At 66.1% G+C, this 15,459-nt stretch carries 13 protein-coding genes; all 13 read left to right on the top strand.

Going from position 1 to position 15,459, the window contains the following annotated elements; all coding sequences use genetic code 11:
* The gene (flgK, locus tag WKB25_RS13780) at positions 1 to 1,881 is read left to right on the top strand and encodes a flagellar hook-associated protein FlgK (RefSeq protein ID WP_340571234.1); all 1,881 of its coding nucleotides are present in this window, start codon (positions 1 to 3) and stop codon (positions 1,879 to 1,881) included.
* Entirely contained in the window at positions 1,878 to 3,080 is a 1,203-nt protein-coding gene (gene flgL, locus WKB25_RS13775) for a flagellar hook-associated protein FlgL (RefSeq protein ID WP_340571233.1), read from the top strand. Before flgK ends, flgL begins: the two co-directional genes overlap by 4 nt.
* 442 nt (positions 3,081 to 3,522) lie before the next feature.
* Positions 3,523 to 4,740: a flagellin gene (locus WKB25_RS13770; RefSeq protein ID WP_340571232.1), complete on the top strand. Its 1,218-nt coding sequence runs from the start codon at positions 3,523 to 3,525 to the stop codon at positions 4,738 to 4,740.
* A gap of 72 nt (positions 4,741 to 4,812) precedes the next feature.
* Positions 4,813 to 6,003 carry a flagellin gene (locus WKB25_RS13765; RefSeq protein ID WP_340571231.1) on the top strand — a complete coding sequence of 397 codons (1,191 nt, stop codon included), beginning with the start codon at positions 4,813 to 4,815 and terminating at the stop codon, positions 6,001 to 6,003.
* Positions 6,004 to 6,089: 86 nt separating this feature from the next.
* Positions 6,090 to 7,259, top strand: coding sequence for a flagellin (locus WKB25_RS13760; RefSeq protein WP_340571230.1), 1,170 nt, complete (start codon positions 6,090 to 6,092; stop codon positions 7,257 to 7,259).
* A 443-nt stretch (positions 7,260 to 7,702) separates the two neighbouring features.
* Positions 7,703 to 9,121, top strand: coding sequence for a flagellar filament capping protein FliD (gene fliD, locus WKB25_RS13755; protein ID WP_340571229.1), 1,419 nt, complete (start codon positions 7,703 to 7,705; stop codon positions 9,119 to 9,121).
* A 129-nt stretch (positions 9,122 to 9,250) separates the two neighbouring features.
* A complete protein-coding gene (fliS, locus tag WKB25_RS13750) occupies positions 9,251 to 9,667 on the top strand; it encodes a flagellar export chaperone FliS (protein WP_340571228.1) in 417 nt (138 codons plus the stop codon).
* Positions 9,664 to 9,957 carry a hypothetical protein gene (locus tag WKB25_RS13745; RefSeq protein WP_340571226.1) on the top strand — a complete coding sequence of 98 codons (294 nt, stop codon included), beginning with the start codon at positions 9,664 to 9,666 and terminating at the stop codon, positions 9,955 to 9,957. Before fliS ends, WKB25_RS13745 begins: the two co-directional genes overlap by 4 nt.
* Complete coding sequence (locus WKB25_RS13740) at positions 9,954 to 10,532, top strand: PilZ domain-containing protein (RefSeq protein ID WP_340571225.1); 579 nt, start codon at positions 9,954 to 9,956, stop codon at positions 10,530 to 10,532. The genes WKB25_RS13745 and WKB25_RS13740 overlap by 4 nt, the downstream gene beginning before the upstream one ends.
* A 91-nt stretch (positions 10,533 to 10,623) precedes the next feature.
* Positions 10,624 to 11,256 (top strand): response regulator transcription factor, encoded by a 633-nt coding sequence (locus WKB25_RS13735; protein ID WP_089241023.1) that lies wholly within the window; start codon positions 10,624 to 10,626, stop codon positions 11,254 to 11,256.
* Between the two features lie 300 nt (positions 11,257 to 11,556).
* Positions 11,557 to 12,966: an RNA polymerase factor sigma-54 gene (rpoN, locus tag WKB25_RS13730; RefSeq protein ID WP_340571224.1), complete on the top strand. Its 1,410-nt coding sequence runs from the start codon at positions 11,557 to 11,559 to the stop codon at positions 12,964 to 12,966.
* 14 nt (positions 12,967 to 12,980) lie between these two features.
* Positions 12,981 to 13,358, top strand: coding sequence for a response regulator transcription factor (locus WKB25_RS13725; protein WP_049460600.1), 378 nt, complete (start codon positions 12,981 to 12,983; stop codon positions 13,356 to 13,358).
* Complete coding sequence (locus WKB25_RS13720; RefSeq protein ID WP_340571223.1) at positions 13,355 to 14,860, top strand: sigma-54 dependent transcriptional regulator; 1,506 nt, start codon at positions 13,355 to 13,357, stop codon at positions 14,858 to 14,860. Before WKB25_RS13725 ends, WKB25_RS13720 begins: the two co-directional genes overlap by 4 nt.
* Positions 14,861 to 15,459 lie beyond the last annotated feature (599 nt).

The following is a 15,459-nucleotide window of genomic DNA, read 5'->3' as shown; positions in this document are numbered from 1 at the left end:
ATGTCCAGCGTACTTTCCACCGGTACCAGTGCCCTGCTCGCCTTCCAGCGTGCGTTGGCCACCACCAGCCACAACGTGGCCAACCTCAACACGCCCGGCTACAGCCGGCAGAAGGTCGACTTCGCCACCGCCACCCCGCAGAACTATGGCTACGGTGACGTTGGCAACGGCACCCGCATCGTCGACATCCGCCGCGCGGCCGATCAGCTGGCGATCTCGCGCCTGCTCGACAGCAGCGGTGAGCTGGCGCGCCTGAAGCAGCTTTCGGGCATGGCCGACCGGGTCAATGCGCTGTTCTCCGACGCGGCCACCAACGTGGCCGGGGTCTGGTCGAACTTCTTCGACACCGTCAGCGGCCTGTCCTCCAACGCGGCCGGCACTGCCGACCGGCAGAACATGCTTGATGGTGGCAAGGCGCTGGCCAACCGCTTCAGCCAGCTCAACACCCATCTGAACAACCTCAATGGCGAGGTCAACAACGGGTTGATGGCCGGTGCCACCGAGGTCAACCGGCTGGCGTCGGAGATCGCGCAGATCAACGGTGCCATCGGCACCAACATCGCCAACGCAGCGCCCGACCTGCTGGACCGCCGCGACCAGCTGATCTCGCAGCTGGTGGGCTACACCGGCGGCACCGCGGTGGTCCAGGACGGCGGCATCATGAACGTCTACACCGCAGGCGGCCAGGCGCTGGTGGTGGGCACCACCGCATCGAAGGTCACCACGGTGGCCGACCCGTATCAGCCCGAGCGCCTGCAGCTGGCGCTGCAGACCCAGGGCGGCACCATCACCCTGGACCCGAAGGCCGTGGGCGGCCAGATCGGCGGCCTGCTCGAGTTCCGCGACACCGTGCTGACTCCGGCCCAGGCCGAACTGGGCAAGCTGGCCGTCGGCCTGGCCGAGACGTTCAACAGCACCCATCGCCAGGGCGTCGATCTGTACGGGCAGATGGGCGGCGACTTCTTCAACATCGGCACGCCGCGTGTCACCGGCAATGCCAGCAACACCGGCACCGGTTCGATCACCGCCAGCTATGGTGACCTCGGCAAACTGGAAGCGCAGAACATCGTGCTGAAGTTCGATGGCAGCAACTGGGCTGCCAGCCGCGCCGACACCGGCGCCAGCGTGCCGCTGACCGGCACCGGTACCGCCGCTGACCCGCTGATCATCAACGGCGTGAAGCTGGTGGTGGGGGGTACCCCGGCAGCCAACGACCGCTACCTGCTGCAGCCGACGGCGGGTGTGGCCGGCAGCCTGGAGATGGCGATCACCGATCCGTCGCGCATTGCCGCGGCCGCCGCCATCAAGGGCGCTGCCGCACTGGCCAACACCGGCACCGGCAAGCTGAGTGGCATGACCGTGACCGATGCGGCCAACGCCAACCTGCGCAATCCGGCTGCGATCGTGTTCACCTCGGCCACCACCTACACCATCGATGGCGGCCCACCGCAGACCTATGCGCCCGGGCAGACCATCAGCGCCAACGGCTGGAGCGTCGTGCTCGATGGCGTGCCGAAGAATGGCGACACCTTCAACATCACCCCGACCCCGGCCGGCTCGTCGGACAACAGCAATGCCACCAAGCTGTCCAAGGTGGAATCGGCCAAAGCGTTCAACGCCGGCACGGTAACGCTGGGCGGCGCGTTGGGCGGGCTGACCACCCAGGTCGGCGCGGCAGCGCGTTCGGCGGAGTATTCGCTGGGGGCGCAGCAGGTGATCGCCGACCAGGCGCAGGCGGCGCGTGACGAAGTCTCCGGCGTCAACCTGGATGAGGAAGCGGCTGACATGCTGCGCCTGCAGCAAGCCTACCAGGCCGCCTCGCAGTTGATCTCCACCGCCGACTCCATGTTCCAGACCATTCTGGGAGCCGTGCGTCGATGAGCAACCGCATCTCCACCGGAATGATGTACAGCCAGTCGGTAGCGCTGATGATGGCCAAGCAGGCCAAGCTCAGCCACCTGGAACAGCAGATCGCCACCGGCAGCAAGATCGTCAGCGCCAAGGACGATCCGGTCGCCGCAGGCGCTGCGGTGGGCCTGGACCGCAGCCTGGCTGCACTTGAACGCATGAAGCTCAATGGCAACAACGTGCAGAACCGCCTGGGCGTGCAGGAAAACACCCTCGCCCAGGTCAACGACCTGATGGCGCGCGTCAACGATCTGACCATCCAGGCCAGCAATCCCGCCCTGAGTGCGCCCGACAAGAAGACCCTGATCACCGAATTGAACCAGATCCGCGAGGGCCTGCTGTCGCTGGCCAACAGCAGCGACGGCACCGGCCGCTACGTGTTCGGTGGCACCAACGACAGCGATCCGCCGTTCGCCAAGATCGATGGCAAGGTGGTCTATCGCGGCGACCAGACCCAGCGCCAGGTGGAAGTCGGCCCGGATACCTATGTGCGCGACGCCCTGCCCGGCAGCGAGATCTTCCTGCGTATTCCCACCGGCGATGGCTTCGTCGATGGCAGCGCAGCGGCGGCCAACACCGGCAACGGCGTGCTGACCAACATCACCCGCGATGGCAGCGACAGCTGGAACGGGCAGTCGTTCAGCGTGCGCTTCACCGCGGCCGACCAGTACGAAGTGCTGGACGGTGCTGGCAACGTGACCGGCACCGGCACCTACAAGGCCGGCAGCGAACTGGAGATCAATGGCGTTCGCCTGCAGATTGCGGGCGCGCCAGCGACAGGTGACAGCTTCAACGTGCAGGCCGCCAGCAGCCGCGACATCTTCGGCACCATGGACAAGCTGATCGCCGCGCTGGATGCCGATACCGGTACCCCGGCGAAGATGGCCGCGCAGCAGAACGAACTGCAGAGCGCATTGCGTGATGTCGGCCGCGCTGCGGAACGGATGATCGATTCGCGTGCTGCTGGCGGTGCCCAGCTGAAGGCGCTGGACAATGCGGCGGAGATGCGTGAGGCCAATGGCGTGACGCTGAAGACCACGCTGTCGCAGATGCGCGACCTGGATTACGCCGATGCGTTGAGCCAGTACCAGCTGGAAAGCACCGCACTGCAGGCCGCACAGACACTGTTCTCGCAGATGCAGTCGATGTCGCTGTTCAACAAGATCCGCTGATTCCACGCACCCGCGTTGGACACCAAGGCCGCGATGCCCTGCATCGCGGCCTTTTTCGTTTCTGCGGTCATGTACCGCTGCGCTCGCCGGGCACGGCCCGGCGCTGCCGAAGGATTGGCCCTGGTAGCGCCGGGCCTTGCCCGGCGGATGTTGCGAGATCACCCATCAAGCCCAGCCGGCCCCCGCCGATACCTTCATCTGCGTGGGTTGGTCCTGCCTGGCCGCCCCTTCCAGGGTTCACTCCGTCCCCTCAGGGCCAGCGGAAATCCCCGGGAAAACAGCTTTCAGCGACGAAATTCGGCTGCAACGAAATTCCCGGCTAAAGGTTGTTGACAAAGCGCCGTTATTCATTTGGCAACGGCGAAGCACACAGCCAAACAAAAAAATCAGGCGGCGCTTCGTTTCTTTCACCAACGGGTTCCACATAAGAGGAGACGACCCCATGGCACAGGTAATCAACACCAATACGATGTCGCTCAACGCTCAGCGCAACCTGAGCACCAGCGGCAGCTCGCTCGCTACCACCATCCAGCGTCTGTCGTCCGGCCTGCGCATCAACAGCGCGAAAGACGACGCCGCCGGCCTGGCCATCAGCGAGCGCTTCACCACCCAGATCCGTGGCTTGGACGTGGCCATCCGCAACGCCAACGACGGCATCTCGCTGGCCCAGGTCGCCGAGGGCTCGCTGAACGAAGTGGGCAACAACCTGCAGCGCATCCGCGAACTGGGCGTGCAGGCCTCCAACGCCACCAACTCGGCCAGCGACCGCAAGGCGCTGCAGGCTGAAGTGACGCAGCTGGTCAGCGAAATCGACCGCGTTGCCAAGCAGGCCGACTTCAACGGCACCAAGCTGCTTGACGGTTCGTTCACCAGCCAGCTGTTCCAGGTGGGCGCCAACGCCGGCCAGGCCATCGCCATCAACAGTGTGGTCAATGCCAAGGCCGATTCGCTGGGCGCGGCCAGCTTCGCCAACGTCTACGCCGGCACCGCACTGGCCGTCGACAAGGCCACCGCCGATACCACCTACTCCGGCCTGCAGGTCTCGGTGACCCCGCCGGGCGGCACCGCCACCACGGTCACCATCAGCGACTTCACCGTGAAGGCAGGCGAATCGATCACCTCGGCTACTGCGGCCGCGATCAACAACAAGCTGGGCGAAACCGGCGTGGTCGCCTCCGTCAACGCCGGCGTGGTCAGCCTGAGCTCGGTCAAGGACGGCCAGACCTTCGCGCTGGGTGTCAGCGCGGCGACCCCGCCGGCCGGTGTCACCGCCGCCACCATCGCCGGCCTGGGCCTGACCGAGAGCAGCACCGACGGCGGCACGCTGACCGGTGCAACGGCCAGCTTCGTCAAGGACCTGAACGTCACCACGGCCGAAGGCGCGCAGAAGGCAATGTCGATCGTCGACAAGGCCCTCGAATCGGTCAACAGCGTGCGCGCCGACCTCGGCGCGATCCAGAACCGCTTCACCTCGGTGGTCGCCAACCTGCAGACCTCCTCGGAGAACCTGTCCGCATCGCGCAGCCGCATCCGCGATACCGACTTCGCCAAGGAAACCGCCGAGCTGACCCGCACCCAGATCCTGCAGCAGGCCGGTACGGCCATGCTGGCCCAGGCCAACCAGGTACCGCAGAACGTGCTCAGCCTGTTGCAGCGCTGACATGAGCCGCCCCTGAAGCACGTCAGGGGCGGCTGACCCAACTCACGTGCAACCGCTCAAGGACCTCTCCTCATGGCACAAGTCATCAACACCAACACGATGTCGTTGAATGCTCAGCGTAACCTGAGCACCAGCGGCAGCTCGCTGGCCACCACCATCCAGCGCCTGTCCTCCGGTTCGCGCATCAACAGTGCCAAGGACGATGCGGCCGGCCTGGCGATCTCCGAGCGCTTCGGCACCCAGATCCGCGGCACCGACGTGGCCATCCGCAACGCCAACGACGGCATCTCGCTGGCCCAGGTCGCCGAAGGTTCGCTGACCGAAATCGGCAACAACCTGCAGCGCGTCCGCGAGCTGTCGGTGCAGGCCGCCAACGCCACCAACTCGGCCAGCGACCGCAAGGCACTGCAGGCTGAAGTGACCCAGCTGGTCAGCGAAATCGACCGCGTCGCCAAGCAGTCGGACTTCAACGGCACCAAGCTGCTGGACGGCTCGTTCTCCAGCCAGCTGTTCCAGGTCGGTGCCAATGCCGGCCAGGCCATCGCCATCGACAAGACCATCGATGCCAAGGCCAATGCCCTGGGTGGCGCCAAGTTCGACACCAACGCGCTGGCCCTGGCCGATCCGGGCACCAACGCCGATTTCAGCACCAGCGGCCTGTCGATCAACGGTGTGGCCATCGCCGACGTCTCGGTCAAGCAGGGCGCCGACGCTGCTGCCACCGGCAAGGCCTCGCGCGAAGCACTGGTGACCGCAATCAACGCCAAGATCGGCGAAACCGGCGTCTATGCCGAAGTGAACGGCACCACCGGCGTGACCCTGACCTCGGTCAAGGACAGCACCAACGCTGACGGTTCGTTCAAGGCCATCACCGCAACACCGGGCACCTGGACCGGCGCCACCGCCCCGACCTTCACCGCCACCACCGCTGCGGCGGCACCGGCCTCGAAGTTCGCCAGCGATCTGGACGTCAGCACCGTGAAGGGTGCACAGCAGGCAATGGAAGTGGTCGACAAGGCCCTGAGCGCGATCAACAGCACCCGCGCCGACCTCGGTGCGGTCCAGAACCGCTTCACCTCGGTGGTGGCCAACCTGCAGACCTCGTCGGAAAACCTGTCGGCATCGCGCAGCCGCATCCGCGATACCGACTTCGCCAAGGAAACCGCCGAGCTGACCCGCACCCAGATCCTGCAGCAGGCCGGTACGGCCATGCTGGCCCAGGCCAACCAGGTGCCGCAGGGCGTGCTCAGCCTGCTGCGCTGATCCGCACCCTGATCGACCACCGGGCGATGGCTGAGCTGCCGCCCGGTTCCTGAAATACGTTCCACCTTCGCCAAAGGAAAAGCACCATGGCACAAGTCATCAACACCAACACCATGTCCCTGAATGCTCAGCGCAACCTGAGCACCAGCGGCAGCTCGCTGGCCACCACCATCCAGCGCCTGTCCTCCGGTTCGCGCATCAACAGCGCCAAGGACGATGCGGCCGGCCTGGCCATCTCCGAGCGCTTCGGCACCCAGATCCGCGGCACCGACGTGGCCATCCGCAACGCCAACGACGGCATCTCGCTGGCCCAGGTCGCCGAAGGTTCGCTGACCGAAATCGGCAACAACCTGCAGCGCGTCCGCGAGCTGTCGGTGCAGGCCGCCAACGCCACCAACTCGGCCAGCGACCGCAAGGCACTGCAGGCTGAAGTGACCCAGCTGGTCAGCGAAATCGACCGCGTCGCCAAGCAGTCGGACTTCAACGGCACCAAGCTGCTGGACGGCTCGTTCTCCAGCCAGCTGTTCCAGGTCGGCGCCAACGCCGGCCAGGCCATCGCCATCGACAAGACCATCGATGCCAAGGCCAATGCCCTGGGCGGCGCGCAGTTCGCAACGGCAACCGCCGCGGTCGCCGGAGCTGATGACGTCGATACCGCTGTTGCGGCTTTCACCATCACCGACAGCAAGGGCACCGTTGTCAACTTTGATGCGATGACCGTCAAGAGCGTCGGCGATGCAGCGGCCAATACCATTGCCGCCGGCAAGGCCGTTGCCACCGCCATCAACGCGAAGATCGGCGAAACCGGCGTCTATGCGGAAACCGACGCAGCCGGTGCCCTGACCCTGACCTCGGTCAAGGACAGCGTCAACAGTGCCGGCGTCGCCACCGCCTTCACCTCGACCGTCGCCGGCTTCACCGCAGGTGCTGCTGCGACCAACCAGTACGCCGACAAGATCGACGTGTCCACCGTGAAGGGTGCACAGCAGGCAATGGAAGTGGTCGACAAGGCCCTGAGCGCGATCAACAGCACCCGCGCCGACCTCGGTGCGGTCCAGAACCGCTTCACCTCGGTGGTGGCCAACCTGCAGACCTCGTCGGAAAACCTGTCGGCATCGCGCAGCCGCATCAAGGACACCGACTTCGCCAAGGAAACCGCTGAGCTGACCCGCACCCAGATCCTGCAGCAGGCCGGTACGGCCATGCTGGCCCAGGCCAACCAGGTGCCGCAGGGCGTGCTCAGCCTGCTGCGCTGATCCACGGCAAGAAGGCGCCGCTACCGTCGGGTTGAACCGACGGTAGCGGCAACCCGACAGCCACGGCGTACACAGGTGCCGGCCATGCCCGGCCCGGGAAGCTTCCCGAACCGGCTTGGCATCGCCCGCCCCTGCGGACCTCTCTTTCAGCGTTGTGCATGTTGACTGTACGTACCGGGCGGCTTCGTCTCCCCCCGATTGTCAGTAGCCTGATCCCTCCCCTGCATTGGGGGAGGGTTTTTTACAGACCCCCGGCAGTCCGCGGTGAACCCACCCGCACCCTGCCCCGGACCTCCTGCAACCGGCGTGCCAGAACCGTCCCTGCTGTCAGTGGCACGGCGCATGCATCAACGAAGTCCTCAAGACCCAGCGGCGCAGGCCGCTATTTTCGTTGACGACGGGCCGCCGCACGACGGCCAGGCCCGTATACCAGGAGAAACGACGTGGCAGACTTTGGATACGGTGGCATTGGCTCTGGCCTGAATATTTCAGACATCGTCAACCAGTTGGTCGCCGCTGACCGCAAACCGGCCGACAATGCGCTGAACCTGCAGCAGTCCAAGACCAAGATGCAGCTGTCGTCGCTCGGCACGGTCACCTCGGCCTTCGACAAGCTGAAGACCGCACTGACCGCATTGAAGGCCACCACCGCCTTCGACACCCGCACCGTCAGCGCAACCGGCAAGGCCGGCCCCAACAACGCCGACGATGTGTTGACCGCATCAGTGGCGCTGTACGACCTCGGCACCAGCAAGGCGGCCGCGGCCAACGGTACCCACAAGATCGAGGTGAAGAACCTGGCGTCGGCGCACAAGCTGATCGCCGACACGTCGGTGCCCAAAACCGATACCTTCGGCGCCGGAACCTTGACGCTGACCGTCGGCGTGGGCGACAAGGCCAAGACGATGAACGTGGAGGTGGAGGAAGGCGACACGCTTACCACCGTCCGCAACAAGATCGACGCCGCCGGCCGCAAGGAGGGCGTGCAGGCCACGCTGATCAGCTCCGGCGACAACCAGTACCTGTCCATCGCCCAGGAAAAAACCGGCGCGGCCAGCGCGATCAAGCTGGAATACGCCGGCAGCGATCCGAAGCTGGGCGCACTGGTCGGCAGCCTGAAGGAAAACAGCCCCGCCAAGGATGCACTGCTGACCATTGACGGTGTGGAAGTGGTCAGTGCCAGCAACACCGTGACCGACGCGGTGCCAGGCCTTACCCTGAACCTGAAAGTGCCGGGCCTGAGCACCGTCACCATCAGCACCGACACGACTGCCGCGACCAAGGTGATGCAGGAGTTCGTCACCGCCTACAACGCGGCCGTCGCGGCGATCAACACCGAAACCAAGTACGACCCGAAGACCAAGGAAGCCGCTGCACTGACCGGCGATGCGCAGATGCGGGGTGCGATCGCGCAGCTGCGCTCGACGATGTCCGGCGTGCTCAAGGACCTGGCAGGCGACCAGCTGGACGCCAAGGCACTGGGCCTGCAGACCCGCGGCTACCCCAACGCCGACGGCACCCTGGTGCTGGACAGCACCAAGTTCGCCGCCGCCCTCGCCGCCCAGCCGGAGAAGATCCGCCAGGCAGTCACCGGCGATACCGGTGGTGCCGGCCGGCTGTATTCGCTGGTTGACGGCTACGTCAGCACCACGGTGGGCAAGGAAGGCGCCTTCGTCGCCCGCACCAAGGGGCTGAACACCACGCTGGACAACATCGACAAGCGCCGCAAGGACCTGGACGCGCGCATGGTCGGTGTCGAAGCCCGTTACAAGAAGCAGTTCGTGGCATTGGACAGCCTGATGGGCAAGCTGCAGCAGAGCAACTCCGCCCTGCAGCAGCAGCTGGCCCAGTTGAACCGCTGAGGAAGCACGCACGGCGCTCAAGTTTGGCGCCGTACGCACCGATAACGGACGCAACAGCAATCATCGCAGTGCCGGCGTCAACGGTCTCTTCGACCGCGCCCCGGCACCCCGCGCAAGGGAGAATCACGAATGTACGGTTCCAGCCGTCAGTACGCCGAGCAATACCGCCAGGTGGGTGTGACCAGTGCGGTCGCCGATGCCGATCCGCACAAACTGGTGGCGCTGCTGCTGTCCGGTGCACTGGAGCGCGTGCGCCGTGCACAGGCCACCCTGGAGCAGGGCGACCAGGCTGGCAAGGGCAAGGCGATCGGCGAAGCATGCGCGATCGTCGCCCACCTCAACGGCTCGCTGGACCATGAAGCCGGCGGCGAGATCGCTGGCAACCTGTCAGCACTGTACGACTACCTGCTGCAGCGCCTGACCGAAGCCAACCTGCACAACGACCGCGCCGCGCTGGACGAATCGCTGCAGCTGCTGGGTGAGATCGACGGTGCGTGGAATGCCATTCCGCACGAGCAGCGCCGTCCGGCGGCGGTGTCGTCGTGAGCCTGCTCGAGCTCAACGCGCAGCTGGATGCCTTCGAAAAAGCACTCGAGGAGGATGCCTTCGAACAGGCCGACAGCCTGCTCGACGGCCATGACAGCACCCTGCACGCACTGCTGAGCCAGCCGCTGGGCAGCGCCGACCACGCACCACTGTCGGCCCTGCTGGAGCGCCAGCAGAGCCTGCTTGGTCTGCTGCGCCAGCGTCGCGATGCCGTCTCCGTGCAGATGCAGGACGGCCGCCGCTCCCTTCGCGCCGCGCATGCCTACCTGCAGGCAGAATCGCTGGCATGACCGTCCTGCCGACCACGTCGCTGCACCACCCGGCCGAAAGCGAGCTGTTCGATGAAACACTCAGCTGCGAACTGGCGCTGCCCGCCGAGTTCCAGGCCGGCAGTGCAACAGGCCGGACCAGCAGCGCCGAAGGCCTGCTGCGCAGCCTGGCGCTGGTCGAAGACAGTCGCATCGACGAACACGAAGAGCGTAGTGAAGCCAGCCTGCAGCTGCAGCGCCTGGAAGCCAAGGTGGACCTGACCATGGTCCTGCTCGGCCGCCTGATCCGCCAGCAGGGCCAGGAACCGACGCTGCGCCCGGTGCGCTGGTCACGCCGCGGCATCCGCCTGCAGCTGGGCCCGCGCAGTGGCAGCCTGCCCGGCCAGGCCGGCGTGGTCCGCCTGCAACCCAGCGACTGGTTGCCCGACCATATCGACCTGCCGGTGGAAGTCATCGCCGAAGCGGCCGATGGCGGCGGTGGCCACTATCTGTGGCTGCGCTTCCATCGCCTTGGCGATGGCCTGGAAATGGCGATGGAACGGCATCTGTTCCGGCTGCATCGGCGGCAGGTGGCCGAGGCCCGCCGCGCACGCTGAAATCTGCCACCATTCAAGCAGACTGACGGCCCTTGGCGTGCCCGTTCAGCTAAGTTAAGGTGGACTCCTCTCCCCAACCTCCAGCGTGCCTGTGCGAGTTCTCATCGTCGACGATCACACCCTGGTTCGCGCCGGCCTGGCACGGCTGCTGCAGGGGTTTGCCGACGTGCAGCTCGTCGCCGAGGCCAGCAATGCCGAACAGGCACTGCAGATGGCCCTGCTGCACGCACCGGACGTGGTGCTGATGGACCTGTCGCTGCCCGGCCGTACCGGCCTGGAAGCACTGAGCGACATCCGCCTGCGCGCACCCGGCACGCGCATCGTGATGATGACCATGCACGATGACGCCGCCCACGTGCGCGATGCGCTTGATCGGGGTGCCGTCGGTTTCGTGGTGAAGGATGCCGCGCCGCAGGAACTGGAACTGGCGCTGCGTGCCGCGCATGCCGGCCAGGTGTTCCTGAGCCCGCAGATCTCGGCCAAGATGCTGGCACCGATGCTCGGGCGCGAAAAGCCGACCGGTATTGCCGCACTGTCACCGCGCCAGCGCGAGATCCTTCGCCGCATCGGCAAGGGCGAGAGCAACAAGGAAATCGCCGCCGACCTTGGCATCAGCGTCAAGACGGTCGAGACCCATCGCGCGCGCATGATGGAATCCCTGGGCTGCCGTCGCGCCAACGATCTGCTGCTGCTGGCTGCACGCCACCAGCACGAGCTGGAATGACGTCCTTGCGACACCGGTAACACCGTGGTGCCGCCCACGGATTTCGCGACGAAATACCGTCACCCACACGCACCCCGACGGGATCCCGTACAACAGGCGCGAGCGAGCAGCTCGGCAACCGACCACGAATCAACGACTTAGCGACCGGAATCGTCAAAATCCCGCGCTTGTGTAGGGAATTTCCTTACACGCTGTCGGGAATACCACCAGCGCCCTCAGGAACCCCCCGATTCCGCGCCTGCCGGATCAAAAGCAAGATGTGTTCCACAAGGCGTCGGGGAGCGGCGCCGGGGAACTGCAATGAAGGCTTCACTTTCGACCCAGCTGGGTCAACAGCTTCACCTCACCCCGCAGTTGCTGCAGTCGATCCGGCTGCTGCAGCTCGACGGCCTGCACCTGGAGCAGGAAATCCAGCGCCTGCTGGATTCCAATCCGCTGCTGGAAATCGAAGATGCCGAAGCGCCCGCCGCTGAAGCCACCGATGCAGGCAGCACCACGCTCGATACGGCAGCGTTCGACGAGCTGCCCGAATCCTCGATGTGGGATGTGTCCGGCGCCAGCTGGCAGGACGGCGACGACGACCGCATGGCGCGCATTGCCGCTGGCGAGTCGAGCGACCCGCAGCTGCGCGTGCTGCAGCGGCTGGCGCTGGACCTGGACGAGCGCGAACTGGCCGTAGCCGCCTTCTGGCTGGAACACTGCGACGATGCCGGCTACCTGCAGGCACCGCTGGCACAGCTGAAGCTGCTGGCCAGCGCGCAGTTCGATATCGATGCCAACGGCGTTGAAGCGATCCGTCAGCACCTGCTGCAGGGCGAGCCGGCCGGCATGGCCGCGCAGGACCTGCGCGAATCGCTGCTGGCCCAGCTGTGCAGCCTGCACGGCGTGGTGCCGGCCCGGCATCTGGCTGCGCGCATTCTCGAGGGCGCGCTCGATGCGTTGGCCGCGCATGACTACCCCGCCCTCGCCTGCCAGCACGATGCCGAGATCGAGGACGTGCGCGAAGCCGTTCGCCTGATCCTGTCGCTGCAGCCGCGCCCCGGCGACAGCCTGCTGCCCGAGCGCAATGCGGTGGTGGTGCCGGACGTGGTCGCCTGGCACGCCGACGAACAGTGGAAGGTGGCACTGAACCCGGCCACCAGCCGCCGGGTGTCGATCAACAACCAGTACGAACAGGCCTTGGCCGACAGTGGCGATGCAGCCCCGGCACTGCGCGAAATGCTGCAGGAGGCGCGCTGGTTCAGCCGCGGCCTGTCGATGCGCTACGACACCCTGCTGCGCACCGCGCGGGTGATCGTCGAGCGCCAGGCTGCCTTCCTGGTGCGTGGCGAGGAAGCCATGGCACCGCTGACCCTGAAGGAAGTGGCCGAGGAAATCGGCATGCACGAATCCACCGTTTCGCGCATCACCACCGGCAAGTACCTGCAGACCCCGCGCGGCACCTTCGAACTCAAGCACTTCTTCGCGGTGCGCCTGGAAGGGGCCAGCGTGTCCGGCCAAGCGGTCAAGGCCATGGTCCGCCGCCTGATTGACGCCGAGCCCGCAGGACGCCCGTTGGCGGACGAGGCCATCGCTGGCCTGCTGTCCCGCCAAGGGGTGAACATTGCCCGTCGAACCGTCGCAAAATACCGCGAACAACTGGATATCGCCCCGGCCCGCGAACGCCGCCGGGTCAACGCCAGGCAACCGCAGCTGGCCCGGGTGGGCTGAAAAGGATGTTGGACATGAACAAGCTCACAGTTCTGCTGGTCGATGACCACGAGGGTTTCATCAACGCGGCGATGCGCCACTTCCGCAAGATCGACTGGCTGCAGATCGTCGGCAGCGCCGGCAACGGCCTGGAAGCGATCGAACGCTCGGAAAGCCTGCGCCCGCAGGTGGTGCTGATGGATCTGGCAATGCCGGAAATGGGCGGCCTGCAGGCCACCCGTCTGATCAAGTCGCAGGACGATGCGCCGTATATCGTGATCGCCAGCCACTTCGATGACGTCGAACATCGCGAGCACGCACTGCGTGCCGGTGCCGACAACTTCGTCAGCAAGCTGTCCTACATCCAGGAAGTCATGCCGATCCTGGAAGGCCTCAGGGAGGATCGGTCGTGAGCGAATCGCGCATCCTGGTACTGGACAACGATGCGGTGCGTGCCGAGCGCACCGTGGCCCTGCTGGAATTCATGGACTTCAACCCGCGCTGGGTTTCCGACGCCGCCGATTTCGACCTGGCCCGCCAGCGCCAGAACGACTGGATGGCGGTGATCGTCGGCAACCTCGACGACAGTGCCGCCAGCACCGCACTGTACGCCTGGCTCGGTGGCAGCAGCCTGCCGCCGCCGGTGCTGCTGGCCGACGGTGACGCCACTGCGTTCGCCCACCGGCATGGCCTGCACGAAGCCAACATCTGGCCGCTGGAAGCGCCGCTGCGTCATGCGCAGATGGAAGCCCTGCTGCGCCGCGCCAGCCTCAAGCGCCTGGATGCCGAGCACCAGGCCGGTGCCGTGCAGGACCAGGGCCCGACCGGCAATGGTCCGGCGGTCAGCGCACTGCGCACGATGATCGAACAGGTCGCCGCGTTCGACACCACCGTACTGGTGCTGGGCGAATCGGGCACCGGCAAGGAAGTGGTCTCGCGCAGCATCCACCAGCGCTCACCGCGCCGCGACGGTCCGTTCGTGGCGATCAACTGCGGCGCGATTCCGGCGGAACTGTTGGAAAGTGAACTGTTCGGCCACGAGAAAGGCGCCTTTACCGGCGCACTGACCGCACGCAAGGGCCGTTTTGAAATGGCCGAGGGCGGCACCCTGCTGCTCGACGAGATCGGTGACATGAGCCTGCCGATGCAGGTCAAGCTGCTGCGCGTGCTGCAGGAGCGCAGCTTCGAACGTGTCGGCGGCAACCAGACCATCCGCTGCAACGTGCGGGTGATCGCCGCGACCCATCGCGACCTGGAAAGCCGAATCGCCGATGGCAAATTCCGCGAGGATCTCTTCTACCGCCTCAACGTGTTCCCGATCGAAGTGCCGGCCCTGCGCGAGCGTCGCGAAGACCTGCCGGCGCTGGTGGAAACCATCGCCACCCAGCTGGCGCGCACTGGCCGCGGCGAAGTGCGCTTCACCCCGGAAGCGCTGCAGGCGCTGGCCAGCTATGAGTGGCCGGGCAACGTGCGCGAGCTGACCAACCTGGTCGAACGCCTGGCGGTGTTGCACCCGGGTGGCTCGGTGCGCGTGCAGGACCTGCCAGCACGTTATCGCGGCGATGCCGCGCTGGCCGTGCCCGCTGTCGTCGCGGCCGCCCCGCTGGTCGCCAGCGAAGAGCGCCTGGACCTGCGCAGCTTCTCGTTCCACACCCCGGGCAGCGGCAACCAGCCGTCGCTCGAACACGGCATCGCCGTCAACCGTGCCGCAGCGCCCGCCGCGTTGCCGGACGACGGCCTGGACCTGCGCAACCACATGGCCAACATCGAACTGGGCCTGATCAACGAAGCACTGGAACGCACCCAGGGCGTGGTCGCCCACGCCGCCCAGCTGCTCGGCCTGCGCCGCACCACCCTGGTGGAAAAGCTGCGCAAGTACGGCATCGAACGCGAGCCGGCCGAACTGGCCAGCTGAATCGCGTTGCCGGCATGAAGGGGGCACGAACGCCTGGGCTTGCCCGGGCGTTGGTGTTTTGGGGGGTGTTGTTGCCGGGCTACCGCCTGGCACCCGCAGAGGCAACAGCTGAAGCAACGGCCGAAGCAACGGCCGAAGCAACAGCAACAGCTGGCTTCCTGCGCGATGCGCGGGCGGGTCAGGTTCCGGGGGACGCCGTCAATACGGCCCTGTGGGCTCGGTCGCGCCATCCATGGCGCTCACGCCCCGCAACCTGACCCGCCCACGCCTCCGACGGTTTCCTTGTGACGGAGGGTTCGCGCCATGTAGCGTCGAGCTTGCTACGAAGCACGCGGAGTATCTGTCAACACATATATCTGTTGAAGGTCTGCGCCGCTCCAGTTGGAGCCATAGGCCAAAAAACCGACGCCGGTGAAATGACGCGTCACACATCCCCAGGGACGCCCCATCCACGCATGGCGTGGATCTACTGTGTCGACCAAGGTCGACACCCACCAGCAGCACAGAACGCCATTCCGACACATCGCGGAGATCTGTCGAAGGCGGGGTGGGTCCGGTTGCGGGGGTGTCCGCGGCAATGATTCCCCCGCCCAACCCCC

This window comes from Stenotrophomonas sp. G106K1 (assembly GCF_037969685.1).
Classification (GTDB): domain Bacteria; phylum Pseudomonadota; class Gammaproteobacteria; order Xanthomonadales; family Xanthomonadaceae; genus Stenotrophomonas; species Stenotrophomonas lactitubi.
The sequence above is the reverse complement of the archived record's forward strand: the minus strand, read 5'-3'. Positions and strand labels throughout refer to the sequence as shown.

Coding starts and splice junctions, on each gene's coding strand:
- rpoN (WP_340571224.1), top strand. CDS start 11,557: ATGAAGGCTTCACTTTCGACCCAGCTGGGTCAACAGCTTCACCTCACC.
- WKB25_RS13725 (WP_049460600.1), top strand. CDS start 12,981: ATGAACAAGCTCACAGTTCTGCTGGTCGATGACCACGAGGGTTTCATC.
- WKB25_RS13770 (WP_340571232.1), top strand. CDS start 3,523: ATGGCACAGGTAATCAACACCAATACGATGTCGCTCAACGCTCAGCGC.
- flgK (WP_340571234.1), top strand. CDS start 1: ATGTCCAGCGTACTTTCCACCGGTACCAGTGCCCTGCTCGCCTTCCAG.
- flgL (WP_340571233.1), top strand. CDS start 1,878: ATGAGCAACCGCATCTCCACCGGAATGATGTACAGCCAGTCGGTAGCG.
- WKB25_RS13765 (WP_340571231.1), top strand. CDS start 4,813: ATGGCACAAGTCATCAACACCAACACGATGTCGTTGAATGCTCAGCGT.
- WKB25_RS13740 (WP_340571225.1), top strand. CDS start 9,954: ATGACCGTCCTGCCGACCACGTCGCTGCACCACCCGGCCGAAAGCGAG.
- fliS (WP_340571228.1), top strand. CDS start 9,251: ATGTACGGTTCCAGCCGTCAGTACGCCGAGCAATACCGCCAGGTGGGT.
- WKB25_RS13760 (WP_340571230.1), top strand. CDS start 6,090: ATGGCACAAGTCATCAACACCAACACCATGTCCCTGAATGCTCAGCGC.